Origin of the sequence: Paludibacterium sp. (assembly GCF_019232825.1) — a bacterium.
GTDB lineage: Bacteria > Pseudomonadota > Gammaproteobacteria > Burkholderiales > Chromobacteriaceae > Paludibacterium.
Window position 1 is genome coordinate 70,593 of the sequence record NZ_JAFAND010000092.1, and the last position, 24,049, is coordinate 94,641.

Annotated in this window: 24 protein-coding genes; 17 read left to right on the forward strand and 7 right to left on the reverse strand. The window is 63.0% G+C overall.

Annotation, left to right across the window (positions count from 1 at the left end; all coding sequences use genetic code 11):
* The 3 genes from JOZ06_RS12135 to JOZ06_RS12145 form a co-directional block, all read right to left on the reverse strand.
* A complete protein-coding gene (locus JOZ06_RS12135) occupies positions 1-423 on the reverse strand; it encodes a phosphoribosyl-ATP pyrophosphohydrolase (RefSeq protein WP_293232750.1) in 423 nt (140 codons plus the stop codon).
* Complete coding sequence (gene aroA / locus JOZ06_RS12140; RefSeq protein ID WP_293232752.1) at positions 420-1,715, reverse strand: 3-phosphoshikimate 1-carboxyvinyltransferase; 1,296 nt, start codon at positions 1,713-1,715, stop codon at positions 420-422. Before aroA ends, JOZ06_RS12135 begins: the two co-directional genes overlap by 4 nt.
* Positions 1,716-1,786: 71 nt before the next feature.
* Entirely contained in the window at positions 1,787-2,566 is a 780-nt protein-coding gene (locus tag JOZ06_RS12145) for a hypothetical protein (RefSeq protein WP_293232754.1), read from the reverse strand.
* A 169-nt stretch (positions 2,567-2,735) separates the two neighbouring features.
* Here JOZ06_RS12145 and cmk point away from each other — a divergent pair, with 169 nt between their 5' ends.
* The 12 genes from cmk (at position 2,736) to JOZ06_RS12205 (ending at position 14,940) form a co-directional block, all read left to right on the forward strand.
* Entirely contained in the window at positions 2,736-3,401 is a 666-nt protein-coding gene (gene cmk / locus JOZ06_RS12150) for a (d)CMP kinase (RefSeq protein ID WP_293232756.1), read from the forward strand.
* A 102-nt stretch (positions 3,402-3,503) separates the two neighbouring features.
* A complete protein-coding gene (rpsA, locus tag JOZ06_RS12155; protein ID WP_293232758.1) occupies positions 3,504-5,201 on the forward strand; it encodes a 30S ribosomal protein S1 in 1,698 nt (565 codons plus the stop codon).
* 8 nt (positions 5,202-5,209) lie between these two features.
* Positions 5,210-5,536, forward strand: coding sequence for an integration host factor subunit beta (locus JOZ06_RS12160; RefSeq protein ID WP_133678157.1), 327 nt, complete (start codon positions 5,210-5,212; stop codon positions 5,534-5,536).
* Positions 5,537-5,706: 170 nt separating this feature from the next.
* A complete protein-coding gene (locus JOZ06_RS12165) occupies positions 5,707-5,997 on the forward strand; it encodes a lipopolysaccharide assembly LapA domain-containing protein (RefSeq protein WP_293232764.1) in 291 nt (96 codons plus the stop codon).
* Positions 5,998-6,042: 45 nt separating this feature from the next.
* On the forward strand, positions 6,043-7,203 hold the full coding sequence (gene lapB, locus JOZ06_RS12170; protein ID WP_293232766.1) for a lipopolysaccharide assembly protein LapB: 1,161 nt from the start codon (positions 6,043-6,045) through the stop codon (positions 7,201-7,203).
* 15 nt (positions 7,204-7,218) lie between these two features.
* The gene (gene pyrF, locus JOZ06_RS12175; protein ID WP_293232768.1) at positions 7,219-7,965 is read left to right on the forward strand and encodes an orotidine-5'-phosphate decarboxylase; all 747 of its coding nucleotides are present in this window, start codon (positions 7,219-7,221) and stop codon (positions 7,963-7,965) included.
* Positions 7,962-9,281, forward strand: coding sequence for a UDP-glucose/GDP-mannose dehydrogenase family protein (locus JOZ06_RS12180; RefSeq protein ID WP_293232770.1), 1,320 nt, complete (start codon positions 7,962-7,964; stop codon positions 9,279-9,281). The genes pyrF and JOZ06_RS12180 overlap by 4 nt, the downstream gene beginning before the upstream one ends.
* Positions 9,282-9,290: 9 nt before the next feature.
* Complete coding sequence (gene rfaE1, locus JOZ06_RS12185) at positions 9,291-10,256, forward strand: D-glycero-beta-D-manno-heptose-7-phosphate kinase (protein ID WP_293232772.1); 966 nt, start codon at positions 9,291-9,293, stop codon at positions 10,254-10,256.
* Positions 10,257-10,265: 9 nt separating this feature from the next.
* Positions 10,266-11,264, forward strand: a complete 999-nt coding sequence (gene rfaD / locus JOZ06_RS12190) for an ADP-glyceromanno-heptose 6-epimerase (RefSeq protein WP_293232774.1) — start codon at positions 10,266-10,268, stop codon at positions 11,262-11,264.
* Positions 11,265-11,271: 7 nt separating this feature from the next.
* The gene (gene cysM / locus JOZ06_RS12195; RefSeq protein WP_293232776.1) at positions 11,272-12,159 is read left to right on the forward strand and encodes a cysteine synthase CysM; all 888 of its coding nucleotides are present in this window, start codon (positions 11,272-11,274) and stop codon (positions 12,157-12,159) included.
* 10 nt (positions 12,160-12,169) lie between these two features.
* The gene (gene zapE / locus JOZ06_RS12200; RefSeq protein WP_293232778.1) at positions 12,170-13,327 is read left to right on the forward strand and encodes a cell division protein ZapE; all 1,158 of its coding nucleotides are present in this window, start codon (positions 12,170-12,172) and stop codon (positions 13,325-13,327) included.
* 566 nt (positions 13,328-13,893) lie between these two features.
* Positions 13,894-14,940, forward strand: coding sequence for a PDDEXK nuclease domain-containing protein (locus JOZ06_RS12205; protein ID WP_293232780.1), 1,047 nt, complete (start codon positions 13,894-13,896; stop codon positions 14,938-14,940).
* 19 nt (positions 14,941-14,959) lie between these two features.
* Here the strand turns inward: JOZ06_RS12205 and JOZ06_RS12210 are convergent, their stop codons facing one another.
* From JOZ06_RS12210 to JOZ06_RS12225, 4 genes are read right to left on the reverse strand one after another with little or no spacing between them, the layout of a single operon-like run.
* Positions 14,960-15,376, reverse strand: coding sequence for a biopolymer transporter ExbD (locus JOZ06_RS12210; RefSeq protein ID WP_293232782.1), 417 nt, complete (start codon positions 15,374-15,376; stop codon positions 14,960-14,962).
* A gap of 2 nt (positions 15,377-15,378) precedes the next feature.
* Positions 15,379-16,083, reverse strand: a complete 705-nt coding sequence (locus JOZ06_RS12215; protein ID WP_293232784.1) for a MotA/TolQ/ExbB proton channel family protein — start codon at positions 16,081-16,083, stop codon at positions 15,379-15,381.
* An 18-nt stretch (positions 16,084-16,101) separates the two neighbouring features.
* Positions 16,102-16,761 carry an energy transducer TonB gene (locus JOZ06_RS12220; protein WP_293232786.1) on the reverse strand — a complete coding sequence of 220 codons (660 nt, stop codon included), beginning with the start codon at positions 16,759-16,761 and terminating at the stop codon, positions 16,102-16,104.
* Positions 16,762-16,780: 19 nt separating this feature from the next.
* On the reverse strand, positions 16,781-18,919 hold the full coding sequence (locus JOZ06_RS12225) for a TonB-dependent siderophore receptor (protein WP_293232788.1): 2,139 nt from the start codon (positions 18,917-18,919) through the stop codon (positions 16,781-16,783).
* Positions 18,920-19,177: 258 nt separating this feature from the next.
* On the opposite strand from JOZ06_RS12225, the gene JOZ06_RS12230 reads away from it, so the two are divergent.
* The 5 genes from JOZ06_RS12230 to JOZ06_RS12250 all read left to right on the forward strand — a co-directional run.
* Positions 19,178-20,485, forward strand: coding sequence for a SidA/IucD/PvdA family monooxygenase (locus JOZ06_RS12230; RefSeq protein ID WP_293232790.1), 1,308 nt, complete (start codon positions 19,178-19,180; stop codon positions 20,483-20,485).
* A gap of 10 nt (positions 20,486-20,495) precedes the next feature.
* Entirely contained in the window at positions 20,496-21,086 is a 591-nt protein-coding gene (locus JOZ06_RS12235; protein ID WP_293232792.1) for a GNAT family N-acetyltransferase, read from the forward strand.
* Positions 21,083-22,891, forward strand: a complete 1,809-nt coding sequence (locus tag JOZ06_RS12240; protein ID WP_293232794.1) for an IucA/IucC family siderophore biosynthesis protein — start codon at positions 21,083-21,085, stop codon at positions 22,889-22,891. The genes JOZ06_RS12235 and JOZ06_RS12240 overlap by 4 nt, the downstream gene beginning before the upstream one ends.
* The gene (locus tag JOZ06_RS12245; RefSeq protein ID WP_293232796.1) at positions 22,891-23,628 is read left to right on the forward strand and encodes a siderophore ferric iron reductase; all 738 of its coding nucleotides are present in this window, start codon (positions 22,891-22,893) and stop codon (positions 23,626-23,628) included. Before JOZ06_RS12240 ends, JOZ06_RS12245 begins: the two co-directional genes overlap by 1 nt.
* The coding region (locus tag JOZ06_RS12250; RefSeq protein WP_293232798.1) for an ABC transporter ATP-binding protein at positions 23,622-24,049 on the forward strand (428 nt) is incomplete at its 3' end. The genes JOZ06_RS12245 and JOZ06_RS12250, both read left to right, overlap by 7 nt.

Genomic DNA, 24,049 nt, shown 5'->3' on the forward strand with positions numbered 1-24,049 from the left:
TCAATCTTGTCTTGCCTGGCGGATCACCTTCTCCTTGTCGGCCGGCTGCCAGCCTGGCGGCTTCAACACCTTGCCGTCGGCACGGCGCACCACATGGCCATCGACGCATTTCTTCAGATTGGCCTCATGGATGGCGCGGGTCATCGCCTCGATCGGCAGGCCCTGCGACAGCAACAGGCCGACTAGTACGTTGAGCACGTCGACGCCCTCGGCGGTTAGTTCTGCCATCAGTCGCGTGCTCATCGCCGTGTCGGCCGGATCGTGCGCCTTATAGTCCGCGAGCGCTTGCTGAAACTCCTGCCACTCTTCGCCGAGCATGGTTTCCCACATCGTCAGATTTTCCGGCGTGAAGCGCGGCGCGGTTGGCGCCGGGATGTCGAAGCGGGCGATGAATTCGCGCCGCATGGCGAACAGGTCGCTCATGCCACGCGCTCCGCCAATGCCGCCAGGTGCTCGAAATAGTCGGGGAAGGTTTTGGCGACGCATTGGGGGTCGTTGATCACCACTGGCACGCCCATCAATGCAACCAGCGAGAAGCACATCGCCATGCGGTGGTCGTCGTAGGTGTCGATGACGGCGTTCGGCGTGAGCGCCGCGGGCGGCGTGATGACGATGAAATCGGCCCCTTCCTCCACCACGGCGCCGACTTTGCGCAGTTCGGCGGCCATGGCGGCAAGCCGGTCGGTTTCCTTGACGCGCCAGCTGCCGATGTTGCGTAGCCTGCTCGTACCGTCGGCGGCCAGCGCCAGCATCGCCACCGTCATGGCGGCATCGGGAATGTGGTTGAGATCGATGTCCACGGCGCGAATCGCGCCGATTGCGCGCGCCTCGATCCAGTTGTCGCCGTACGAGACTTCGGCGCCCATCTGTGCAAGCACTTCTGCGAAGCGCACATCGCCTTGAATGCTGTTGGCGCCGACGCCCTCGACGCGGACAGGGCCTCCCGCCAGCACCCCGGCGGCTAGAAAATACGAAGCGCTGGAAGCGTCTCCCTCGACCACGATCTCCCCCGGCGACAGGTAGTGCCGCCCTGCCGGAACGGTAAAGGTTTCCCAGCCACGCTGCTCCACCGTCACGCCGAAGCGACGCATCAGATTGAGGGTGATGTCGATATAGGGCTTGGAAATCAACTCGCCATCCACGCGAATCGTCGCCTCGTGTCCGGTAATCGGCAGTGCCATTAACAATGCGGTCAGGAACTGACTGGATACCGAACCCTTGATCACGATCTCGCGTCCCGTGTCGATCTGAGCCGGCGCGATCTCCAGCGGCGGATAGCCGCGGGCGTTGAGGTAGCGGATGTCGGCGCCGGCCTGAGCGAGCGCGTCGACCAGGTCGCCGATCGGCCGTTCGTGCATGCGCGGCACGCCGGAGAGCCGGTAATGGCCTTGCATCAGCGCCAGCGTTGCCGTGAGCGGTCGGAAGGCGGTGCCGGCATTACCGAGAAAAAGGTCGGCTGCTTTGACCGGGAAGGTTCCGCCCGTGCCGTCGACGGAAAAATCGCGCGTTTGGCCGATCTGGGCAACCCGCACGCCCAGCAGCTGCAGCGCGTTGAGCATGTGGTGGATGTCGTCGGAGTCGAGCAAGTCGCGTACCAGGGTTTCGCCCTCGGCCAGCGCCGCCAGAAGCAGGGTCCGGTTGGAGATGCTTTTCGAGCCCGGCAGTTTAAGGTGCCCGGCTAGACGGGGGATCGGTGCAAGAGACAACTGTTCCATCGGTGTGAATTCGAGGTAAACATGACAATGTGGTCGTCCACTCTAACCCGTCAGCCCGCTGATCGCAAATGTCACACGCATTGTGTTTTGATTCGCCCATCCCGCCATCGTTTGCGCAACCGGTTGCCCAGCAGCCTGCCGACCGCCGAGAACAGGTTGGCGAGCGATACCGGCGCCAGCGTGACGAGTCCCTGGCCGTCGCCATAACCGGGGTTGTGGCGCAGGAAGAACCGCACCGACGGATGGTCCGACGCCTGCCAGAAAGCGTGGTCGTCTTCCCGGTCCAGTGTGCGCCAGCCGACCGGTACCACCTGTGGCGCGGCCTCGGGGGGCGCCGGATGGCCGAAATGCGCCAGGCAGCGCTGCAAAAAGTGCCAGCCATCGCTGGAGAGATGGTGTGACGGGCGTGGCCACAGCTTGCGCGCGTACTTGTCGAATACCAGGTAGCTGGACGGGTGAACCAGCGTGGCGAAGAAATACATGCGGCGCCAGGGGTGGCGCAGACGGTAGGCGAGGAGGGTGCGCAACATGAACGGCGCCGTGCGATTGCCGCGCCGGTATTCCGGCAGGAAGCCGGCCTGCGCGCGCATGACGCTGGCCGGCCGGTCGGCGTAGTCGATCGGGAAGAAGTGCACGGCGCAGTAGCCGATCACCTGCCCCAACCGGTTGAAGCGCACCTGCAACCGACTGTGCTCGGCGCGGTTTCTCAGTACCTGCTGTTTGAATAGCGGCGGATCGGTGCCGTCGAAGATGCGTTGATGCACGGGGAATAGCAGCTCGACCAGCCGATCGGCTTCTTCGTCGGTCAGCGTTTTGACGTCGAGTGTCAGATAGGGGGATGAGGCATGCATGGCGGTTCCTTGAGTAAGGTTAAGGCCCGCATTGTGACCGGGGGGACGCGGTTCATCTCATGACAAATGTATTGATTGACATGGTGAAATATTATTTATGTAGATAGGCGAGCCTCGCTGTCGCGGCGGGCTGTCTGTATAATGTCGCGCTTTATTTGGAGCCGCCCGTATGAAAGTTCCCGTCATCACCATCGATGGTCCGTCCGCTTCCGGCAAGGGAACGGTGGCGGCGTGCGTGGCCTCCCGTCTCGGCTTCCACTACCTCGATTCCGGCAGTCTTTACCGTCTGGTGGCGCTTTACGCCGACCGGGTTGGCATCGACTGGGACGACGAGCCGGCGCTCGCGCGCGCCGCGTTGACCTTGCCGGTCGCGTTTTGCGACGGCGGTGTGTTGCTCGATGGCAACGAGGCGACTGAAGCGATTCGCGCCGAACATATTGGTATCGGCGCCTCTCGCGTCGGCGCCCTGCCGGCGGTGCGGACCGCGCTCATGCAGCGCCAGCGGGATTTTCGCGTTGCGCCTGGCTTGGTGACCGATGGGCGGGACATGGGCTCGGTGGTGTTTCCGGATGCCGATCTGAAGATATTTCTGACGGCCAGTGCCGACGAACGGGCGACTAGGCGTTATAAGCAGTTGATCGACAAGGGAGAATCTGCTAACCTCCCGCAGATTCGGCAGGATATCATCGACCGTGACCAGCGTGATGCCGCGCGACCGGTGGCCCCGCTCCGACAGGAGCCGGATGCCTTGTTGCTCGACACCACCGCACTGACGATCGACCAAGCCGTCGAAGCGGTGCTGTCATGGTTCGCCGCCAAGTCCTCCGATTGCTGATGATTGCTGTTTTGTTGCAGGCCGCGCCGCGCATGTCGCGACGGCGTTTGTGTTGAACCCTAACCCGCATGCCGTGAGGCATGCAAATGTGAGTATCTGTTAATGACCACCCTCTCCATGGAAAACTTTGCCCAGCTGTTCGAAGAAAGCCTTTCTCTTCACGACATGCGCGTAGGCGAAGTGATCACCGCCGAAGTGGTTGCGGTTGACGGCAACTTCGTCACCGTGAACGCCGGCCTGAAGTCCGAATCCCTGATCCCCGTTGACGAATTCAAGAACGACAAGGGTGATGTCGAAGTCGCTGTCGGCGATTTCGTCACCGTCGCGATCGACGCGCTGGAAAACGGTTTCGGCGAAACCAAGCTGTCGCGTGAGAAGGCCAAGCGCCTGGCGGCCTGGGTTGAACTGGAAGAAGCGTTGGAAGCCGGCACTATCCTGGCCGGCCTGATCAGCGGCAAGGTCAAGGGTGGCCTGACCGTCATGGTCAATGGCATCCGTGCCTTCCTGCCGGGCTCCCTGGTGGACGTTCGCCCGGTGAAGGACACCACCCCGTACGAAAACAAGCAAATCGAATTCAAGGTCATCAAGCTCGACCGCAAGCGCAACAACGTGGTTGTATCGCGCCGCGCCGTGCTGGAAGCGACGCTGGGCGAAGAGCGCAAGGCGCTGCTGGAAACGCTGAAGGAAGGCGCTGTCGTCAAGGGTATCGTCAAGAACATCACCGACTACGGTGCGTTCGTCGACCTGGGCGGCATCGATGGCCTGCTGCACATCACCGACCTGGCTTGGCGTCGTGTGAAGCACCCGTCCGAAGTTCTGGCCGTGGGCGACGAAGTCGAAGCCAAGGTATTGAAGTTCGATCAAGAGAAGAACCGCGTTTCGCTGGGTCTGAAGCAACTGGGCGAAGATCCTTGGGTCGGCCTCTCCCGCCGCTACCCGGCTGGCACCCGCCTGTTCGGCAAGGTGACCAACCTGACCGACTACGGTGCGTTCGTTGAAATCGAGCAAGGCATCGAAGGCCTGGTACACGTGTCCGAAATGGACTGGACCAACAAGAACGTTCATCCGTCCAAGGTGGTTCAAGTTGGCGACGAAGTCGAAGTGATGATCCTCGAGATCGACGAAGACCGCCGCCGCATCAGCCTGGGCATGAAGCAGTGCATGGCCAATCCGTGGGACGAATTCGCTCAGAACTTCAAGAAGGGCGACAAACTGAAGGGCGCGATCAAGTCGATCACCGACTTCGGCGTGTTCGTCGGCCTGCCGGGCGGCATCGACGGCCTGGTTCACCTGTCCGACCTGTCTTGGACCGATACCGGCGAAGAAGCCGTCCGTCGCTTCAAGAAGGGTGACGAAGTCGAAGCGGTTGTTCTGTCCATCGACGTTGAAAAGGAACGCATCTCGCTGGGCATCAAGCAGCTGGAAGGCGATCCGTTCAACAACTACGTTGCCATGAACGACAAGGGCGCGCTGGTTAAGGGCTCCGTGAAGTCGATCGACGCCAAGGGCGCAGTGATTGCTCTGGATGAAGACGTCGAAGGCTACCTGCGCGCTTCCGAAGTGTCGCGTGACCGCGTTGAAGACATTCGCACCCACCTGAAGGAAGGTGACGAACTCGAAGCGCTGATCATCGCCGTGGATCGCAAGAACCGCTCGATCAGCCTGTCGATCAAAGCGAAGGACGCTCAGGACGAAAGCGTTGCCCTGAAGGGTCTGCAGTCCGAAAACGTGACTGCCGGCACCACCAACTTGGGCGCGCTTCTGAAGGCTAAGCTGTCTTCCGGTAACAACGCGGAGTAAGCGGCAAAATGACCAAGTCTGAGCTGATTGCGAGACTGGCAGAACGCCTGGCTGAGCGCAATTCTCAGTTGGTCTACAAAGACGCTGAGCTGGCTGTCAAAACCATCCTGGATGCGATGGCCAGCAACTTGTCACAGGGAGAGCGCATTGAGATTCGTGGTTTCGGTAGCTTCGACCTGAACTACCGTCCGCCGCGTGTCGGGCGCAACCCCAAGTCGGGAAGTAGCGTCTCGGTTCCTGAGAAGTATGTCCCGCATTTCAAGGCGGGCAAGGAACTGCGGGAACGCGTCGACCTGTCGCTGGAATTGCAAACGCCGGTTCGGGAATCCACCTAGGATTGCCACAACCGATCCGGAAGGATCGAAATACAAACCCCGCCTCGCGCGGGGTTTGTCATTCCGGGGCTGGCGGCGCGTCTTTGGCATGTTCTTTGATTAGATGGACTTGGGTCTCGTCACACGATCGTTTACACTTGCGGTCTAGTCTCTTTCCGCAAAGGAAAAGCATGCGCTATTTACTTCGAATCGTCGAATTGGCCTTGCTGGTGTTGCTGATCGCCATCACCGTGCAAAACAGCCATATCGTCGAATTCAAATTGTTCTTCGGCCAAAGTTGGCATGCGCCGTTGATCGTTTATCTGCTGGGCTTCTTCATTGCGGGCGCCGCCGTAGGTCTTTTGGCGACCTTTACCTATTACTTGCGGATGCGGCGCGAACTGTCGCATCTGAAAAAAGAACTGCGCCAACGGCCGCAAAGCCAGGTCGAGTCGGACCCGAGCGACGCGCTGGTGGAATAATCCCCGTATTCCGGCGCGACTCCCCGCATTAGGAAAGGAAGCTGTTTGGAACTCGATCTCTGGTGGCTGCTGCTGCTGCCTGTCTTTTTCTCCTTGGGATGGCTGGCCGCCCGTGTGGACATGCGTACGGTGCTGAAACAAGCGCGGCAGGTGCCCGTCGGTTTTTTCCGTGGGGTCGACGCGCTGGTGGAGGATCGCACCGATGCCGCCGCGCGCGCGCTGACCGAAGTCGCGCGCGAACAACCCGCGGCGCTGGAGCTGCAGCTGACGCTGGGCAAGTTGTATCGCAAGCGGGGTGAAAACGACCGTGCCATCCGCCTGCATCAGCGGCTGCTCGACGCGGCCGATTTACCGGCCGATCAGCGTGATCCCGTGCGTTTCGAATTGGCGCAGGATTTTCGCAAGGCGGGCTTGGTCGACCGCGCCGAGGAAATTCTGCTGAAACTGTTGCCAGGCAATATGGGGCGTGCCGCCCGCCGCCAACTGCTCGACATCTATCAGCAGGACCGGGATTGGGAAAAAGCGATCGCTACCGCGCACGAGTTGCAGAGCGATCTGCACTCTTTCCAGCACGAGGTGGCGCAGTTCCACTGCGAGATGGCGCAAGGGGAGTTGTTCAAATCCAACTATGCCGCAGCCCGAGCGCATGTGCTCGAAGCGCAGAAGGTCAACCGCAAGTGCGTGCGCGCAAGTCTGCTCTTGGGCGATGTCGAGTTCGCCGAGGGCCGGACCGAGGCGGCGATCGCGGCTTGGCAGAGCATCGAAAAACAGAATTACGAATATCTGACGATGGCGGCGGAACGGCTGTTCGACGCCTATGAAAAACTCGGACGGCCGTTGGAGGGGATTTCGCTGCTGCGCGGTTATCAGAAGACCTTCCCCCAGCTGGACATGACCGATCTGCTTTATCAGAAGTTATGCAATTACGAAGGCGATCAGCAGGCGCTGGATGCCGTGCGCGACGCGGTTCAGGCGCGGCCTTCGCTGTCGGGCGTGTATCGCTTGATCGAGGCGCAAATGGATGCCTTGTCGCCGGAAGGTCGCATGGACGCGGAACTCGCGCGTGCGTTGATCGCCAAGCACGCGCAACGGCTGTCCGTCCACCGCTGCAAGTGCTGCAACTTCCGCTCGCGCGCCTTCTTCTGGCATTGCCCCGCCTGCGGTGAATGGGAGAGCTTTACGCCCAACCGTTCCGAGGCGCAATAACATCACGGAGACGATATGAACCCACTGCTGTCCGCCGAACTCGCGTTGGAAACCCGCTCGCCGGTGATCGTCGCGCTCGATTTCCAGGATGCGCACGGGGCGCTCGACTTCGCTGCCCGGCTGGATCCGGCCGAGTGCCGGGTTAAAGTCGGCAAGGAACTCTTTACCGCCTCAGGGCGGGATTTGGTCGAGAGCTTGGTGCTGCGCGGATTCCAGGTCTTCCTCGATCTGAAGTTCCACGATATCCCCAACACCGTGGCGCAAGCTTGCGTCAGAGCGGCGGATGCCGGCGTATGGATGGTCAACGTCCACGCCAGCGGCGGCCGGCGCATGATGGCGGCCGCGCGCGAAGCGTTGGCCAATCTGAGCCAGCGTCCCCTGTTGATCGCGGTCACCGTGCTGACCAGCATGGAAGCCGCCGATCTCGCCGATATCGGCATCGAGACCGCGCCGGAGGAGCACGTGCTGCGCTTGGCGCGTCTGAGCCGCGACTGCGGTCTGGACGGCGTGGTCTGTTCCGCGCAGGAAGCCATGCTGCTCAAGCGCGAATTGGGCGCCGCCTTTAAGCTGGTGACCCCGGGCATTCGCCTTTCCGACAGCGCCGCCGACGACCAGCGCCGCGTCATGACGCCGACGGCCGCGCTGGCCGCCGGCGCGGATTACCTGGTGATCGGCCGACCGATCACCCGTGCCGACCATCCGCAGGATGTGTTGCACAAGATCAATCACGACATTGAGCTTTTCCGAAAGAAACAATCATGAAAATCACAGTTATCGGTTCCGGTTATGTGGGTCTAGTGACGGGCACCTGTCTGGCAGAAGTCGGCAACCATGTCTGCTGCCTGGATCTGGACGCCAAGAAGATCGACACGCTCAAGAAGGGGGGCATCCCCATCTTCGAACCGGGCCTGGAAGACATGGTGCGCCGCAACGTCGAAGCCGGGCGTCTGATCTTCACCACCGACGTGGTCGAGTCGGTGGCCTTTGGTGAAGTACAGTTCATCGCCGTGGGCACGCCGCCGGATGAAGACGGTTCGGCCGACCTGCAATACGTGCTGTCCGCCGCGCGCAACATCGGTCGCCACATGACCGACTATAAGGTCGTGGTCGACAAGTCGACCGTGCCGGTCGGTACCGCCGACAAGGTTAAAGCCGTGCTGGCGGAGGAACTGGCCGCGCGTGGGCAGACCGTGCCGTTCAGCGTGGTGTCCAACCCCGAGTTTCTGAAGGAAGGGGCCGCGATCGAGGACTTCATGAAGCCGGACCGTATCGTGGTCGGCGCCGAAGACGATCGCGCCATCGACACCATGCGCCGTCTGTATGCGCCGTTCCAGCGCAATCATGAGCGCTTGTACTTCATGGACGTGCGCTCGGCCGAACTGACCAAGTATGCCGCCAACGCCATGCTGGCCACGCGTATTTCCTTTATGAACGAGCTGGCCAATCTGGCCGAGACACTGGGCGCCGACATTGAACTCGTGCGTAAGGGCATCGGCTCCGACCCGCGCATCGGCTACCACTTCCTTTACCCCGGCACCGGCTACGGCGGGTCCTGCTTCCCCAAGGACGTCAAGGCATTGATCCGCACCGGGCAGGACAACGGCCATACGCTGCGCGTACTCGAAGCGGTGGAGGAAGCGAACGACATTCAGAAGCACCGCCTGGTAGAGAAGGTGGCCAAACGCTTTGGCGACGATCTGACCGGTCGCCGATTCGCCATTTGGGGGCTGGCGTTCAAGCCCAATACCGACGACATGCGTGAGGCCGCTTCGCGCGTCATCATTCACGAGCTGGCCGCACGTGGCGCCGAGGTCGTCGCCTACGATCCGGTGGCCATGGAGGAAGCGCGCCGCGTGATCGGCGACAATCCGCGCCTGCATTTCGCGCCCGATATGATGAGCGCGCTCGCCGGCGCCGACGCCTTGCTGATCGTGACCGAATGGAAAATGTTCCGTAGCCCGGACTTTGACCAGATCAAGGCGGCGCTCAAGACGCCGTCCATTTTCGACGGCCGAAACATGTACGATCCGGAATGGGTGCGGCAGCAAGGTTTCGACTATCAGGCCATCGGCCGGTAAGAGGGCGCCATGAGTTTGTTGCAGCAATTGTCTCTGGATGCCGACGACTTGGTCGCGCGGCTCACGCGCGCCCGCGTGCTGGTGGTTGGCGATGTCATGCTCGACCGCTATTGGTTCGGCGACGTTTCGCGCATTTCGCCCGAGGCGCCGGTGCCGGTGGCGCGCATCTCCCGCATGGAGGAGCGTGCCGGCGGCGCTGCCAACGTGGCGCGCAACATCGTAAGTCTCGGCGGCCAGTCGACCATCTTGTCGGTGGTGGGCGATGACGAGGCGGCGAGCGCTTTGGAGCGGTTGCTGGTCGAGAAAGGCGTTCAGACCTCGTTTCAACGCGACGCCAGCATCGCCACCACCATCAAACTGCGCGTGGTGGCACGCCAGCAGCAACTGATCCGCCTCGATTTCGAAGACATGCCCAGCCATGAAATTCTGGCGGCCAAGTTCGACGAGTATGAAAGGATCATCGATAGCCACGACGTGGTCATCCTGTCGGACTATGGCAAAGGGGGGTTGACCCACGTTGCCAAGATGATCGAATGCGCGCGCGCGCATGGCAAGCCGGTGCTGATCGACCCTAAGGGCGACGACTATAGCAAATATGCCGGCGCCACCTTGCTCACGCCCAACCGCAGCGAATTCCGCCAAGTGGCGGGCAGCTGGCGCGATGACGCCGAGCTGGCCGAGAAGGCCGAGACATTGCGCAGCGGGCTCCATCTCGACGCGCTGCTCGTGACCTTGAGCGAAGCCGGCATGACGCTGTTCACGCAGGCGGGCGCCTTGCACCAACCGACGTTGGCGCGCGAGGTGTACGACGTCTCCGGCGCCGGCGACACGGTCATCGGCACTCTGGGCCTGATGCTGGCCGCGGGCCTGCCCTTGCCGCACGCCATGTCGCTGGCCAATGCCGCAGCCGGCATCGTCGTCGGCAAACTCGGCACCGCCGTGTGCCGTCAGGAAGAACTTTTTGCGCAAGCATAAGGAGCAGCTATGACCATCGTGGTCACCGGCGCCGCCGGTTTCATCGGTTCTAACCTCGTCAAGGCGCTCAACGCGCGGGGCGAACGCGACATCATCGCCGTGGACGACCTGACCCATGGCGATCAATTTCGCAATATGGTCGATTGCGATGTCGCGCATTATCTCGACAAGCACGATTTCCTGCTGATGTTGGCGGAGGGCGAGCTGGATGGCGAGCTGCGCGCCGTACTGCATCAAGGCGCCTGTTCCGACACCATGAATCACGACGGCAAGTACATGATGGAGAACAACTATCAGTACACGCTATCGTTGTTCAACCATTGCCAGAGCGAAGCTATTCCCTTTCTCTATGCGTCCAGCGCCGCCGTCTACGGCGCGGGCACCACGTTCGTCGAACAGCGTGAGCACGAGTCGCCGCTGAACGTCTACGGCTATTCGAAATTTCTGTTCGACCAGGTGCTGCGCCGGCGCATGGCAGAAGGCTTGAGCGCTCAGGTCGCCGGTTTCCGCTATTTCAACGTCTACGGCCCGCGCGAGCAGCACAAGGAGCGCATGGCCTCGGTGGCTTTCCACAATTTCAACCAGTACCGCAAAGAGGGCAAGGTCAAACTGTTCGGCGGTTGGGATGGCTGGGGTGACGGCATGCAGAGCCGTGACTTCATCTCGGTCGAAGACGTGGTCAAGGTCAACCTGCATTTCCTCGATCATCCAGAGCTGTCCGGCATCTTCAACCTGGGCACCGGCCGCGCGCAGCCGTTCAACGATGTGGCGCACGCCACCGTCAATGCCTGCCGGCGCCACGAGGGCAAGCCGGTCTTGTCGCTGGAAGAAATGGTGCGTCAGGGTATTTTGGAGTACGTGCCGTTTCCGGATGCGCTCAAGGGCAAATACCAGAGCTTTACCCAGGGGGATATCGGCAAATTGCGCGCCGCGGGCTACGACGCGCCGATGCTGACCGTGGAAGAGGGCGTGTCGCGTTACGTCGATTGGCTGATGTCGCGCGCCTGAGGAGCCGATGTTGTTCAAGCATCTCGAAGACTATGTCGGCCATACCCCGCTCGTGCGGCTCAAACGCCTGCCTTCCGGACGCGGCAATGTCGTGCTGGTCAAGCTGGAAGGCAACAACCCGGCCGGTTCGGTCAAGGACCGGCCGGCGTTGTCGATGATCCGCCATGCGCAAGCGCGTGGCGATATCCGTCCGGGCGATACGCTGATCGAGCCCACCAGCGGCAACACCGGCATCGCGTTGGCGATGGCGGCGGCGATGATGGGGTACCGCCTGATCCTGGTCATGCCGGAAAACTCGAGTGCCGAACGGGTGCAGACCATGCGCGCCTACGGCGCGGAGGTGGTGCTGACCCCGGCAGCCCAGTCGATGCCCGGCTCGATCGACTGTGCGCGGCAAATGGAGCGCGACGGCCAGGGGGTGATTCTCGATCAGTTCGCCAACCCGGATAATCCGTTGGCGCACTATGAGGGCACTGGGCCGGAGATCTGGCAAGACACCGACGGGCGGGTTACCCATTTCGTCTCCAGTATGGGCACCACCGGCACCATCATGGGGGTGAGCCGCTATCTGAAAGAGCAAAACCCCGCAATCCAGATCGTTGGCGTGCAGCCTGAGCCCGGCAGCCAGATTCCAGGCATTCGCCGCTGGGAAGACGAGTATCTGCCGAAGATCTGCGACTTCACGCGCATTGATCGCCTCATGCTGGTGAACCAGGCCCTGGCCGAAGACACTGCGCGCCGGTTGGCGCGGGAGGAGGGCATCCTCGCCGGGCCGTCCTCCGGCGGCGCGCTGGCCGTAGCGCTGCAGCTCGACGCCGAGCTGGAAAATGCCGTCATCGTCAGCATCGTCTGCGACCGGGGCGACCGCTATCTATCGACCGGCTTGTTCGCCTAAAGGACCGCGCGTGGCTCAGCACACCTATTCGCCGGCCGAAAGCGGGCAAAGCCCGCAAGCCTGGTACGAAGCCGCATTGCAGCGCGACGGCTTCTTTCACGATCCGGCCCAGGCGGCTGCCATCGCGCGCTTGACCGACCTGTGGCAGCGGCTGCTTGACTTCAAAACCCGGCGCGACCGTTTTCTCGGCCGCAGCTTGCGCAATCCGCCGGTGCCGAAGGGGCTTTACCTGTGGGGCGGCGTCGGCCGCGGCAAGAGCTTCCTGATGGACGCGTTCTATCAGTGCGTGCCCTACCGGCGCAAGCGCAGGGTGCATTTCCATCATTTCATGGCTGAAGTGCATCGCCAGCTGCAAAGCCTGGCGCACGAAGCCGATCCGCTTTTGACGGTCGCCGACCGGATTGCCCAGACTACCCGGTTGTTGTGTTTCGATGAGTTTCACGTCAGCGACATCGCCGACGCCATGATTCTGTACCGGCTGCTGGGCGCGATGTTCGAACGTGGCGTCGTGCTGGTTGCGACTTCCAACTATCCGCCCTCCGGGCTATACCCCAACGGCCTGCAGCGCGATCGCTTCCTGCCGGCCATTGCCCTGATGGAACAATGGCTGGAAGTCATTTCGGTTGACGGCGGCAACGATTACCGTTTGCGCGAACTTGCCCGCGCCGACCTGTTCAAGGTGCCGGCCAATGCCGAAAGCGAAGCGCAGATGGCCGACATGTTCCACCGGCTGACGCTTGAGGCGGCGGCGCTGCCGCCGGAGATCGAACTGTTCGGCCGGCGCATCGCGCTTAAACGTCATGCGCCGGGGGTTATTTGGTTCGATTTCGCCGAGCTGTGCGGCGGCCCGCGCGCGCAGACCGACTATCTGGAAATTGCGCGCGACTATCACACGGTGTTTCTGTCGGGCATTCCGGCGCTGACCGCCGCGCAAGCATCGGAAGCGCGCCGGTTTACTTGGCTGATCGACGTGCTGTACGACCACCGCGTCAAACTGGTGGCTTCGTGCGCCGTGCCGCCTGAACAGATCTACGTCGATGGCGTGCACGCGGGCGAATTTTTCCGTACCGCGAGCCGCTTGACCGAGATGCAATCGGAAAGCTATTTGGAGCTGCCGCACCTGGTGGACGAGTTCCAGCTCGATCCCTCGCGCAGCGTGGCGTTGTAGGGGCGGGAGTAGCGTGTACGGGATCGGGGAGCCGACGCTCCCCGCCTCCGTTAGCGCCTTAGTCGGCGGTTAAGATCACGCAACCCGCCACCCGTCTCGTGCGTACGGCCTCCGGAAAATAGAGCCAAGATCGCTCCGAATCGACCCGCAGCGACGACCACGGCAGCGGCTATCGACGATGAGCCGGCACACGTTGGGGTCGGCTTGGCCCGCGCGCGGCGCGCAGAGTGCCGAGATTAGAGAGAACAGCGGCAGTTGTTGGAGGTCGCGGTTTGAAACGATGGAGTGGGTTGCAGTACGATGGCCAGTAGCCATATCAATTCTCCTTGCGTAAAGGGTAGCAGAGTTGGTGTGGTCAGCGGCGCCGGGGTCGTCACACCTCGGCGCCGCGCCTCTTGCGGTCATTGCCGCACCCCCCACCTTATCCAGCAAAAGCCCACTCGACAAGATCCGATGACTGTCAGTAAAGTCTGAAGTTTTGAACGCCCACGACAGCGTGCCACGCTGCCTGGACGACCTGACGGCGGTTGCCGACAATGCGAGTTTTTGACTGTCGAGCCCCGCTCATGCCCAAAAAACCATCGCCAACCGATCCGAGCCAACCTGCCTTGATCATCGAACTGCGGCAGCTGATCGACGATGCCCGCCACCACGCAGCCGTGACGGTTAATACCACACTTACCCAGCTCTATTGGCAAATCGGCGATCGTATCCACCGCGAAACGCTTGGAGGCCAACGCGCTGCTTATGGCGAAGAGATTGTCGTCATGCTCGGGAGGCAATTAAGCGCCGAGTACGGGCGCGGCTTTTCTGCCGCCAACCTGCGTCATATGGTGCGTTTAGTACTGACCTTTCCAGACAAACAGATTATCTACTCACTGAGTAGACAATTGAGTTGGACGCATCTGCGTACATTGATGTATCTCGACGACCCGCTAAAACGCGATTTCTACACCGAGCTTTGCCAGACAGAACAGTGGAGTGTGCGCCAATTACAGGAGCGCATGCAGTCGATGTTGTTTGAGCGCAGCGCCATCTCCTCGCAGCCGGGGGACACTATCCGCCGCGCTTTGCAGGCGCTGCGGCAAGAAACGCCGCCCAGCCCCGCGTTACTCCTGAAAGACCCCTACCTACTTGATTTCCTTGGACTCAACGACCGCTATCTGGAAAAAGACCTTGAGGACGCCATCCTACGCGAAATTGAGCAATTTCTGCTTGAGCTGGGGGCCGGCTTCACCTTCGTGGCGCGGCAGAAGCGCATCCAGATCGATGACGACGACTTCTACATTGATCTGTTGTGCTATAACCGCAAGCTCAGACGGTTGGTCGCAATCGAATTGAAGATCGGCGACTTTCGTGCCGAGTACAAAGGCCAGATGGAGCTCTATCTACGCTGGCTGGCCCGTCACGAACAAGAAGCCGAGGAAAATCCGCCATTGGGCATCATCCTATGTACTGGCAAGAAGCAAGAGCAGATCGAGTTACTGGAGTTGGATCAAAGCGGTATTCACGTCGCCGAATACCTGACTGTCTTGCCGCCGCGCGAGGCGCTACAGGCGAAGTTACAACAATCCATCTCGGCAGCACGGCAGCGGTTGGTAGGCGATGCCTAAGCGTTAGCCTAGACATCGCTCAATGATCCGGCTCGGTCAGAAAACTCAGCCGCGATAGCCCACTTTTCTGCGCCAACGCCATCACCGTCATCACATGCTGATATTCGACGCGCCGGTCGCCGCGGATGCGTACTTCGGCGTCGGGATGCGCGCGCGCGAGTGCGCTCAGACGTTGGCTCAGCACCGATTGGGGCAGCGGCGTTTGGTCCCAATACACTTGGCCCGCGCGATCGATCGACAGGGTGGTGGTGTGGGCATCCGGCGAGGCCGGCGCGGCGCTGGCGCGCGGCAAATCGAGCCGCACCGCGTGCGTCAGCACCGGCACCGTCAGCATGAACACGATCAGCAGCACCAGCATGACGTCGACCAGCGGCGTCATGTTGATTTCGCTCAGTATGCCGTCCGGCGGCGTTTGCAAGCCGTTCTTGAATGCCATGGTCAATCCTCCCGCGCCGTCAGCGGCTGCGTGGCCGAGCCCGTCAACGAGTAAGCATGCAGCTGGCGCGCGAAGCGCTGCATGCGGCTGATCACACGGCGGTTGGCGCGCGTGAGCGCGTTGTAGCCCAGCACCGCCGGTATCGCCACGGCCAGTCCGAATGCCGTCATGATCAGCGCTTCGCCGACGGGCCCGGCGACTTTGTCCAATGTGCTTTGCCCTGCCACGCCCAGGTTCACCAGCGCGTGATAGATACCCCATACTGTTCCGAACAGACCAATGAACGGCGCCGTCGAGCCGACCGACGCCAACATCGACAAGCCGCTTTGCAGTTGTTCGGCGCACTCGTCGATCGCGCCGCTCAAACTCTCCGACAGCCAGTCGGCCAAACTGAGCTGGCCATGCAGGTCCTGCTGATTGTCGCGGTGGTGTTGCACCGCCTGACGGCATGCCAGCGCCAGCAGCCGGTAAGGATTGGCGATGCCGCCACCGGCGGCGTCGAGCGTCGCCAGCCCCTGTTCGAAGCTGGCCGCGTGCCAGAAGCCGTCCATGGCCGCCGCCGCGCGCCGTAGACGCCATTGCCGCCTGCCGTGCAGCACGATCAGATACCAGCACGCCACGGACATCGCCATGAGGCCGAGCGCCACCGCGCGGATGGCCAGATCGCTTTGTTGCCAGAACATCCCAAGTTGAAAAGCCGAAGTCATGCCTTGCCTCGTTATGAATCACTCGTCATTGATGGAAAATGCCACCGGCTGCAGATAGCGGTAATCGATGGCGACGCCGCCCCGGCGCGCCGGGCGGTAATGCCAGTGCCGCACCGCCGCCAGTGCCGCGGCGTCCAAGCGCGGGTAGCCGCTTGTGCGCGCCAGCGCCACCTCGGTGACTTGGCCGTCGGCCAGAATCAGCAGCGATACCAGTACCACGCCTTCCTCTCCCAGGCGTTTCGATAACGCCGGATAAACCGGTTTGGGATTGTCGAGGCCGTCCGCTTTGTTGACGGGCGGCGTCACCGGCGCTTCCTCCATGGCGGTTGGCGCGTTTGCGCGCGGCGCATCCGCCGGCGCGGCGGCGGGAGAGAGGGGCGTCATGAGGCGCTCGGTCGCGCGCTGCCCCGGTGCTGCGCGCTGGCGCGGCGTCGGCCGTGACACAGGGGACGAGACGCGTGGTTTGGCCGTTGGCCGGTGGGGCGGCGAGGGCGCCGCTGCCGGCATCTCGGCAACCAGCCGTCCCGTCACGATCGGTGGCGTCACCGGCGCGGGCGCTGCGGCGCGGCCGGCGGCGAGCCAGGCCAGACCGGCGGCATGCGCGGCGCAGACCCACAGTAAGACCGGCCAGCGGCGTTCATGCGGATCGCGCGGAGGAAACTCAGCGGCGGCAGCCATGTGCTTTGCGCTCCCTTCTTTACCACTGATAGCCGAATAGGGCCGACAGTGTGCGATGGTTGCCGTCGTAGCAATAGGTCTGGCTATCGTAGCAACTGGCCACATAGGCGCGGTTGAACAAGTTGTTGGCCGAGAGCCGCGCGCTGGCGCCCTTCAGGCTGCCGTCGAGGCGGCCAAGGTCGTAGCGCAGCGACAGGTCGATGAGCGTGACCGACGGCAGCCGCAGCGTATTGGCGCTATCCACCCATTGCGGCCCGATATAGCGCGCTCCGGCGCCGACGCCCAAACCGGACGCGAAGGCATAGTCGGCCCAGACCGATGCCAGACGCGAAGGCGAGGCAAACGGCGTATTGCCTTGGTTGGCGCCCTCGACGATGCGCATCGTGTTGACGGTCAGGCTGGCCATCAGACTCAAGCGTTTGTCGACGCGCGTCTTGGCCTCCAATTCCAGACCGCGCGAACGTACCACGCCAACGGGTACGTAGGCGTTGGTCGCCGCGTTGAAGTAGGCGACATTTTCTTGGCGCAGATCGTAGAGGGCGGCCGACAGCAACGTTTGGCTGTTGCGGGGCTGGAATTTCACCCCCGCTTCCTTCTGCTTGCTTTGCTGCGGTGCCAGAATGTCGCCGCTGCTGTCTTTGTAGTACGAGGCGCTTGGATCAAAACCCTCGCTATAGCTGACGTAGGGGGTCAGGCCGCTGTCGGCGACATACGAGAGCCCCGCGCGCCGCGTGACCTTGTCGCCGTTCCACTGCGCCTGGCTGCCGCCGATGGGGTCGCGGTTGAGGATTTCGGCATGGTCGCGGCGCGCGCCCAGATTGAGCCGCCATTGCCGCAGCGCCAGCGTGTCGTTGAGGTAGAGACCGGTCTGGTCAACGCGGTGGCGGAAATAGCCTGGCGCGCCGAAGACGATATGCTCGTCGGCGTACGACGGCGCAAACGGGTCGATGCTCGATGCGGTGCCGTACTGGTTGTAGCCGTCATTGGTCATGCGGTAGGCATCAAGCCCGGCCAATAGCGTGTGTTGCAGCATCCCCGTGGTGAAACGTCCCGATAGTTGATTATCGACCGCGTAACCGTCGCCGTTTTCTTGGCTGTTGACCGCCGCGCGCTGCAGTAGGCCGCCGTTCCACCCCGTCTGATAAACCTGCTGCGAGTGCGTTCGGCTTTTCTGATAGCGCAGGTTTTGCCGCAGCTGCCAGTTGTCGTCGATGTCGTGCTCGAACTGATAGCCGAACAATTGCTGTTGGCGGCGCATGCCGTCGGAGGGGGAGCCATCGTCGAACGATACCGGCAGCGTCCGGCCGTTATACGCGGTTGCCGACCCGGCGTATGGCACCGAGCCGTGGTAGCCGGTGGCCGGATCGTTTTGCAAATAGGCCTGCAACAGCAAGCGGTTGCGGCTATCGATGCGCCATGCCAGCGACGGCGCGAGCAAATAGCGTTCGGTTGACGCGAACGTCTGCTGCGTGCCGCCGGACAGGCCCTTGGCCAATAGCCGGTAGCTCAGATCCGGCCGGTCGGCCAAGGGGCCGGTGAGGTCAAGGCCCAGCCAGCGTTGGCGATCGCTGTCAAACCCGACTTCGACCTGATGCAGCGGGGTATCCAGCGGCCGCTTGCCGGTCAACGCCACGAGTCCGCCCGGCGACGACTGACCGTAGAACACCGAATCCGGCCCGCGTACCACGTCGATGCGTTCCACCGCCCAAGGGTCGATCTGCGGGGCATTATTGCCTTCTGCATCGCCCAGCAGACGCAGCCCGTCCAGCCACTCGTTGAGGTTGACGTGACCGTTGAAGCCGCGCAGCACGATGTAGTCATAGCGCGTGCTCGATCCGATCGACGCGCTATAAACGCCGGGGGTGTAGTTGAGCGCTTGCGACAGTGTGCGTGGGCTCTGATCCTCGATCTGCTGCCGTGTGATCACCGACACGGACTGATCGATTTCGGCGAGCGGCGTGTCGGTCTTGTTCGCCGCCTGGCTCGTGCGCGCCGCATAGCCACTGGTTGGCGCAAGCGCCCCCGGAGGGGATGCCGTGACGGTCACGGTCGGCAGCACGGCGTCGTCCGCCTGCGCCGCCGGAGCAATGCTCCAGCTCATCAGGCAAAGCGCCAGTGCCAGCGGTTTGCGCGTGTTGATTCCTTTGAGGGCTGACACCCTTGTCTTGCTCGACATACCTGCCTTTCTTCATCAATAGCCTCGGCTGGGCGAGGAGTGGTTTTGCGTTGGATTGTATTGATAATCATTCTCATTTACAATGGTATGCACATCGCGACTCACACAACAATGGAGCATGCAACGTGTTCGGCGCCTCGATTCCCCATTCCTGTCTCATGCCGCCACGGCCCCCGCGCCGCGGCGGTTTCCGAGTAAACGCAGCCGGCCTTTGGCGCCGGCAGGAAAAGGGATTTCGCGATGCGGCAAACCGTACACGACTTCATTGCCATTGGGCTCGGGCCCTTCAATCTGAGCCTGGCATGTCTTGCCGAGCCGGTGGATGGGCTCGACGGGGTGTTTCTCGAACAGCGCGCCGGCTTTGACTGGCATCCGGGCATGCTGCTCGAAGGCGCCGGCATGCAGACCCCGTTTTTGGCCGATCTGGTCACGTTGGCCGACCCGACCAGCCGCTTCAGCTTTCTCAACTACCTGAAACAGCAAGGACGGCTCTACCCGTTCTATATCCGCGAGAATTTCTTTGCGTTGCGCGCGGAGTTCAACGACTACTGCCAATGGGCGGCGCGGCAGTTGCCGACGCTCTATTTCCACCGCCGCGTCGAACGCGTGCGCTGGCACAACGGCGTCTATCGCCTGAGCGTGCGCCATGGCGAGGAAAGCGAAACGTGGCAAGCGCGCCGTCTGGTGCTCGGCACCGGCACGCAGCCCGCTTTGCCGCCTTGCTGCGAGGGGCAGGGCGAGCGGGTGGTGCATAGCGCCGACTACCTGGCCAATAAACTACGGCTGCAGATGCAGCCATCGATCACCGTCCTCGGCAGCGGGCAAAGCGCCGCCGAGATCTATCTCGACCTGTTGCGCGACATCGACCGCTACGGCTACCGGCTCGACTGGATCACGCGCTCGCCGCGCTTTTTCCCGCTCGAGTACACCAAGCTGACGCTGGAGATGACTTCGCCGGACTACATCGATTATTTCCACGCGTTGACAGGCTCGCGGCGCGACCGGCTGATCGACAGCCAGGACGGCCTGTACAAGGGCATCAATCGCGCGTTGATCGACCGGATTTACGAGGTGCTGTACCAGAAGCGCCTGCAGGGCATCGACCGTATCCGGCTGCTGACCAATACCTCGCTGAATGATTGCCGCGCCGGGCGGGACGGACTGACGCTGACATTGACCCAGACCGAGCAGCAACAGACCTTCCGCCTGGACACCGCCAGCCTGGTTGCCGCCACCGGCTATGCCTACCGCCCGCCCGCCTGGCTATCGGGCATCGAGCGCCGGCTGCGGCGCGACGACCGTGGCCGGCTCGACCTCACGCGTGATTACGCGGTGGATGTCACGGGACGGGAAGTCTTCGTGCAGAACGTCGGGCTGCATACCCATGGTCTGGCGACGCCGGACCTGGGCATGGCCTGCTATCGCAACACCTGCCTGTTGCGCGCGCTGACCGGACGCGAGATCTATCCGGTCGAAACCCGCATCGCCTTCCAGACCTTTGGTGTGCCAAGCGAGCTACTGCCGCAAGGCCACGCCTGCCCAGTATGAGGAGTCCACCATGAAACCTGACGATCTGCCGTCCGCCGGCACGGTGTTTGTCCATGACGTGCCGGGTATCGGCCGCTTTTCTCTGCGCCAGCTCGACTTGATGCGCGACGTGACCTTGCTTCACCGCTGGCTGACCGGCGCGCACGCGGTCTTTTGGGGCATGCAGACCGCCACGCCGGAGGCGGTGGCGGATTATTTCCGGCGGCTGGACGAGAACCGGCACGCGCAGGCGCTGATCGGCTGCTGCGCCGGCCTGCCGGTTTTCTTGCTGGAAACCTATGATCCGCGCCACGACCCGCTCGCCGCGCATTACGAGGCGCAGCCTGGCGACAAGGGCATGCATTTCTTGACCGCGCCGCCCGAGCGGCCGGTGCATGGGTTTACCCGTGCCGTGATGGGCGTCATTCAGGCTTGGCTGTTCAGCGACCCGGGCGTGCGCCGCATCGTGGTCGAGCCTGCGGTCGCCAACGACAAGATCCACCCGATCAATCTCGATGCCGGCTTCGTCTACCAATGCCAGATCGACCTGCCCGGCAAACGCGCCTGGCTCGCCTTCTGCCGCCGTGAAGACTTTGCCGCGCAGGCGGAGGCCCGCCGATGAATTTTCCTCTCCACCGATCGAGCGCGCCGCTGGCGCACCTGACCCCCGCGCTATGGCGGCGCGCCAATCGCCACCTGCTTGCCAAAGCGATTGCCGAATTCAGCCACGAACTGCTGCTTGCCCCGCAGGCGGTCAGCCGCGGCGAAGGCTGGGCCCTGTACCGGCTGGAGACGCCGCAAAGCGAATACCGTTTTCCGGCACGCCGGCTGGCGCTGGATCATTGGCTGATCGACGCCGCGCGCATCGAGCGCCGGGTCGGCGACGCGCCGGCTGAGCCTGACGCGCTGGCTTTCATTGTCGAATGCCGCGACCTGCTGGGTTTGTCGCAAGACGTGCTGCCGGTCTATCTCGATGAAATCAGCAGTACGCTTTATGGCGCCGCCTTCAAGCTACAGCGCGAACGTTTGCCGGCGCCGGCGCTGGCGCTGGCCGATTATCAGGCGCTGGAAAGCGGCATGACCGAAGGCCACCCGGTGTTCGTCGCCAACAACGGCCGCATCGGCTTTAGCGACCGCGACTATGCCGCGTGGGCGCCCGAGTGCGGCAAGGCCACGCCGATCATCTGGCTCGCCGCCACGAAGCGCTTGGCCGAATTTAGTCATGTCGACGGCTTGGACCACGCGCGCCTTATGCGCGAGGAACTGGGCGAGGGGACCGTGGCGCGCTTCGAAGCGGTGCTGGCCGCACAAGGCCTCGACCCGGCGGACTATTGGTTCCTGCCCGTTCACCCGTGGCAATGGCATCACCGCCTGGCGATGGCGTTCGCCGCCGATCTTGCCGAGGCGCGGCTGGTGTTCCTGGGGCAGAGCGAGGACCTGTACGCGCCGCAACAATCGGTGCGTACGCTGTATAACTTGAGCCGTCCCGACCGGCGCTACGTCAAAACCGCGCTGTCGATCCTCAATATGGGCTTCATGCGCGGCTTGTCGCCGTACTACATGTCCGGCACGCCGGCGATCAATCAGTGGCTCCATGCGCTGATTCACAACGACGCCACGCTGTGCGCCTGCGGTTTCGACATCCTGCGCGAGGAGGCGGCCATCGGCTATCGCCAGCCGTACTACGAGGCGGCACTGGCCGGCAACGGTCCGCACAAAAAACAGCTTGCCGCCCTGTGGCGCGAAAGTCCCGCCAGCCGGCTCGGGCCCGGCGAGCGGCTGATGACGATGGCGGCGTTGCTGCACATCGACGCCGATGGCCTGGCATTGTTGCCCTCGCTGATCTACGCCTCGGGCTTGTCCACCGAGGCCTGGCTGCGCCGCTATCTGGAGGCCTACCTGCGTCCTTTGCTGCATTGCTTCTATCAATACGATCTGGTGTTCATGCCGCACGGCGAGAACTTGATTTTGATCCTCGACCGCCATATGCCGGCGCGGGTGTTGATGAAGGACATCGCCGAGGAGATCGGCCTGGTCGACCGCGCCAACGCGCCGCCCGGCGCCATGGAGCGCATCTACACCCATGTGCCCGACGAACTGCGTACCTTGTGGCTGTTGACCGACGTGTTCGATTGCTTCTTTCGCTTCTTGGCCGCCATCTTGCACGAGCAGGGGCATTTCCCCGAGACGCTGTTCTGGGCCGAGGTCGCCGGCTGCGTGCAGCGCTATCAGGCGGACACGCCGCACTTGGCGGACAAGTTCGCCCGCTACGACTTGTTCGCGCCGACCTTCACCCGCTCGTGCCTCAACCGGCTGCAACTGGCCAACAACCGTCAAATGGTCAACCTGGCCGATCCGTCGCAGGGCCTGCAATTCCACGGCACGCTCGAGAATCCGATCGCGCGTTTTCGGCCGGGCGCCGCGTGATGCGCCTGGGCTATCTGCTGCGCGAGGTGGCCAACGCGCAGCCCGGGCTGGTCGGGCAGGTCGGCGCGCCGTCGCCGGAACTGATCGTCGCCGGCGGCGCGCCGGCGACGCTCTCGCGGCTTGTCGGCTATTGGCGCGAGGCGCACCCCGAGGCTGGCCCGCTGTACTGGGCCAGCCGCAGCTGGACCATGCTGATCTGGCAGCCGCTCTATCTGTTGGTCTGGGCCACGCACCGCTGCAAGGCAGTGCCACGGCTTGCCGGCATGGCGCAGCGTGTCGACGGCGGGCGGGTGTCGGGTTTCGTGCTCGGCGCGCATCATCCGCTGGACGAGGCGCGGCTCGATGCCCGCATCATGGCCGCCGGCGTCGAGGCGCGCGCGTTGTGTCCGCAACTGTTGGCCGATCTCGGCCTGCAGATTCGGCTTCATCCGAAGATGGCCGGTCGGCTGCAGGCCGACTGCTTGTTGGCCGCGCTGCTGGCGGTGGCGCGCAGCCGGCCAGAATGGACGCCGGAATACGTGTGCGGATTGGCCGGCGACTGGCTCGCGGCCGCCGGCCTGGCCGGGCAGAGCGGTCTTTGCCGGTTCGGCCTGCCGGGTGGCGGCCTGGGCCTGGGCTTGGAACGCCGGGTGTGTTGTCAGCATTTCCGCCGCGCCGATGGCGTACTGTGCAGCAGCTGCCCTAGATGGACGGCGCCGGAACGCGAGGCGCGCTTGCGCGAGGAGTGGCTATGTTGACGCTTGACGCCGTGCGGGTTGCCCACGGCCGGCGCATGGTGCTCGACGTGCCCGCGCTGGCCATCGATCCGTGCCGGCTGACGGTGATCCTGGGTCATAACGGCTCCGGCAAGTCGACTTTGTTGCGGCTCCTGGCGCGCCAGGCCACGCCGACCCGCGGCCGGATCGTGCTCGACGGCAAGCTGTTGGCTAGCTATGGCGCGCGCGAATTGGCGCGCCGGCTCGCGTTTCTGCCGCAGCAACTGCCTGCGGCCCAAGGCTTGACCGTGCGCGAGCTCGCCGCACTCGGGCGTTATCCTTGGCGTGGCCTGCTCGGCCGCTGGCGGTCCGCCGACCTCGCCGCGGTCGACGCCGCCATGCGGGCGGTGGATATCGCGCATCTGGCCGATTGCGACAGCGACACTTTGTCTGGCGGCGAGCG

Excerpts from the sequence above, each read along its gene's own strand:
- JOZ06_RS12135 (WP_293232750.1), bottom strand. The coding sequence starts at position 423 with ATGAGCGACCTGTTCGCCATGCGGCGCGAATTCATCGCCCGCTTCGAC.
- aroA (WP_293232752.1), bottom strand. The coding sequence starts at position 1,715 with ATGGAACAGTTGTCTCTTGCACCGATCCCCCGTCTAGCCGGGCACCTT.
- JOZ06_RS12145 (WP_293232754.1), bottom strand. The coding sequence starts at position 2,566 with ATGCATGCCTCATCCCCCTATCTGACACTCGACGTCAAAACGCTGACC.
- cmk (WP_293232756.1), top strand. The coding sequence starts at position 2,736 with ATGAAAGTTCCCGTCATCACCATCGATGGTCCGTCCGCTTCCGGCAAG.
- rpsA (WP_293232758.1), top strand. The coding sequence starts at position 3,504 with ATGACCACCCTCTCCATGGAAAACTTTGCCCAGCTGTTCGAAGAAAGC.
- JOZ06_RS12160 (WP_133678157.1), top strand. The coding sequence starts at position 5,210 with ATGACCAAGTCTGAGCTGATTGCGAGACTGGCAGAACGCCTGGCTGAG.
- JOZ06_RS12165 (WP_293232764.1), top strand. The coding sequence starts at position 5,707 with ATGCGCTATTTACTTCGAATCGTCGAATTGGCCTTGCTGGTGTTGCTG.
- pyrF (WP_293232768.1), top strand. The coding sequence starts at position 7,219 with ATGAACCCACTGCTGTCCGCCGAACTCGCGTTGGAAACCCGCTCGCCG.
- JOZ06_RS12180 (WP_293232770.1), top strand. The coding sequence starts at position 7,962 with ATGAAAATCACAGTTATCGGTTCCGGTTATGTGGGTCTAGTGACGGGC.
- rfaE1 (WP_293232772.1), top strand. The coding sequence starts at position 9,291 with ATGAGTTTGTTGCAGCAATTGTCTCTGGATGCCGACGACTTGGTCGCG.
- rfaD (WP_293232774.1), top strand. The coding sequence starts at position 10,266 with ATGACCATCGTGGTCACCGGCGCCGCCGGTTTCATCGGTTCTAACCTC.
- cysM (WP_293232776.1), top strand. The coding sequence starts at position 11,272 with ATGTTGTTCAAGCATCTCGAAGACTATGTCGGCCATACCCCGCTCGTG.
- JOZ06_RS12205 (WP_293232780.1), top strand. The coding sequence starts at position 13,894 with ATGCCCAAAAAACCATCGCCAACCGATCCGAGCCAACCTGCCTTGATC.
- JOZ06_RS12210 (WP_293232782.1), bottom strand. The coding sequence starts at position 15,376 with ATGGCATTCAAGAACGGCTTGCAAACGCCGCCGGACGGCATACTGAGC.
- JOZ06_RS12215 (WP_293232784.1), bottom strand. The coding sequence starts at position 16,083 with ATGACTTCGGCTTTTCAACTTGGGATGTTCTGGCAACAAAGCGATCTG.
- JOZ06_RS12220 (WP_293232786.1), bottom strand. The coding sequence starts at position 16,761 with ATGGCTGCCGCCGCTGAGTTTCCTCCGCGCGATCCGCATGAACGCCGC.
- JOZ06_RS12230 (WP_293232790.1), top strand. The coding sequence starts at position 19,178 with ATGCGGCAAACCGTACACGACTTCATTGCCATTGGGCTCGGGCCCTTC.
- JOZ06_RS12235 (WP_293232792.1), top strand. The coding sequence starts at position 20,496 with ATGAAACCTGACGATCTGCCGTCCGCCGGCACGGTGTTTGTCCATGAC.
- JOZ06_RS12240 (WP_293232794.1), top strand. The coding sequence starts at position 21,083 with ATGAATTTTCCTCTCCACCGATCGAGCGCGCCGCTGGCGCACCTGACC.
- JOZ06_RS12245 (WP_293232796.1), top strand. The coding sequence starts at position 22,891 with ATGCGCCTGGGCTATCTGCTGCGCGAGGTGGCCAACGCGCAGCCCGGG.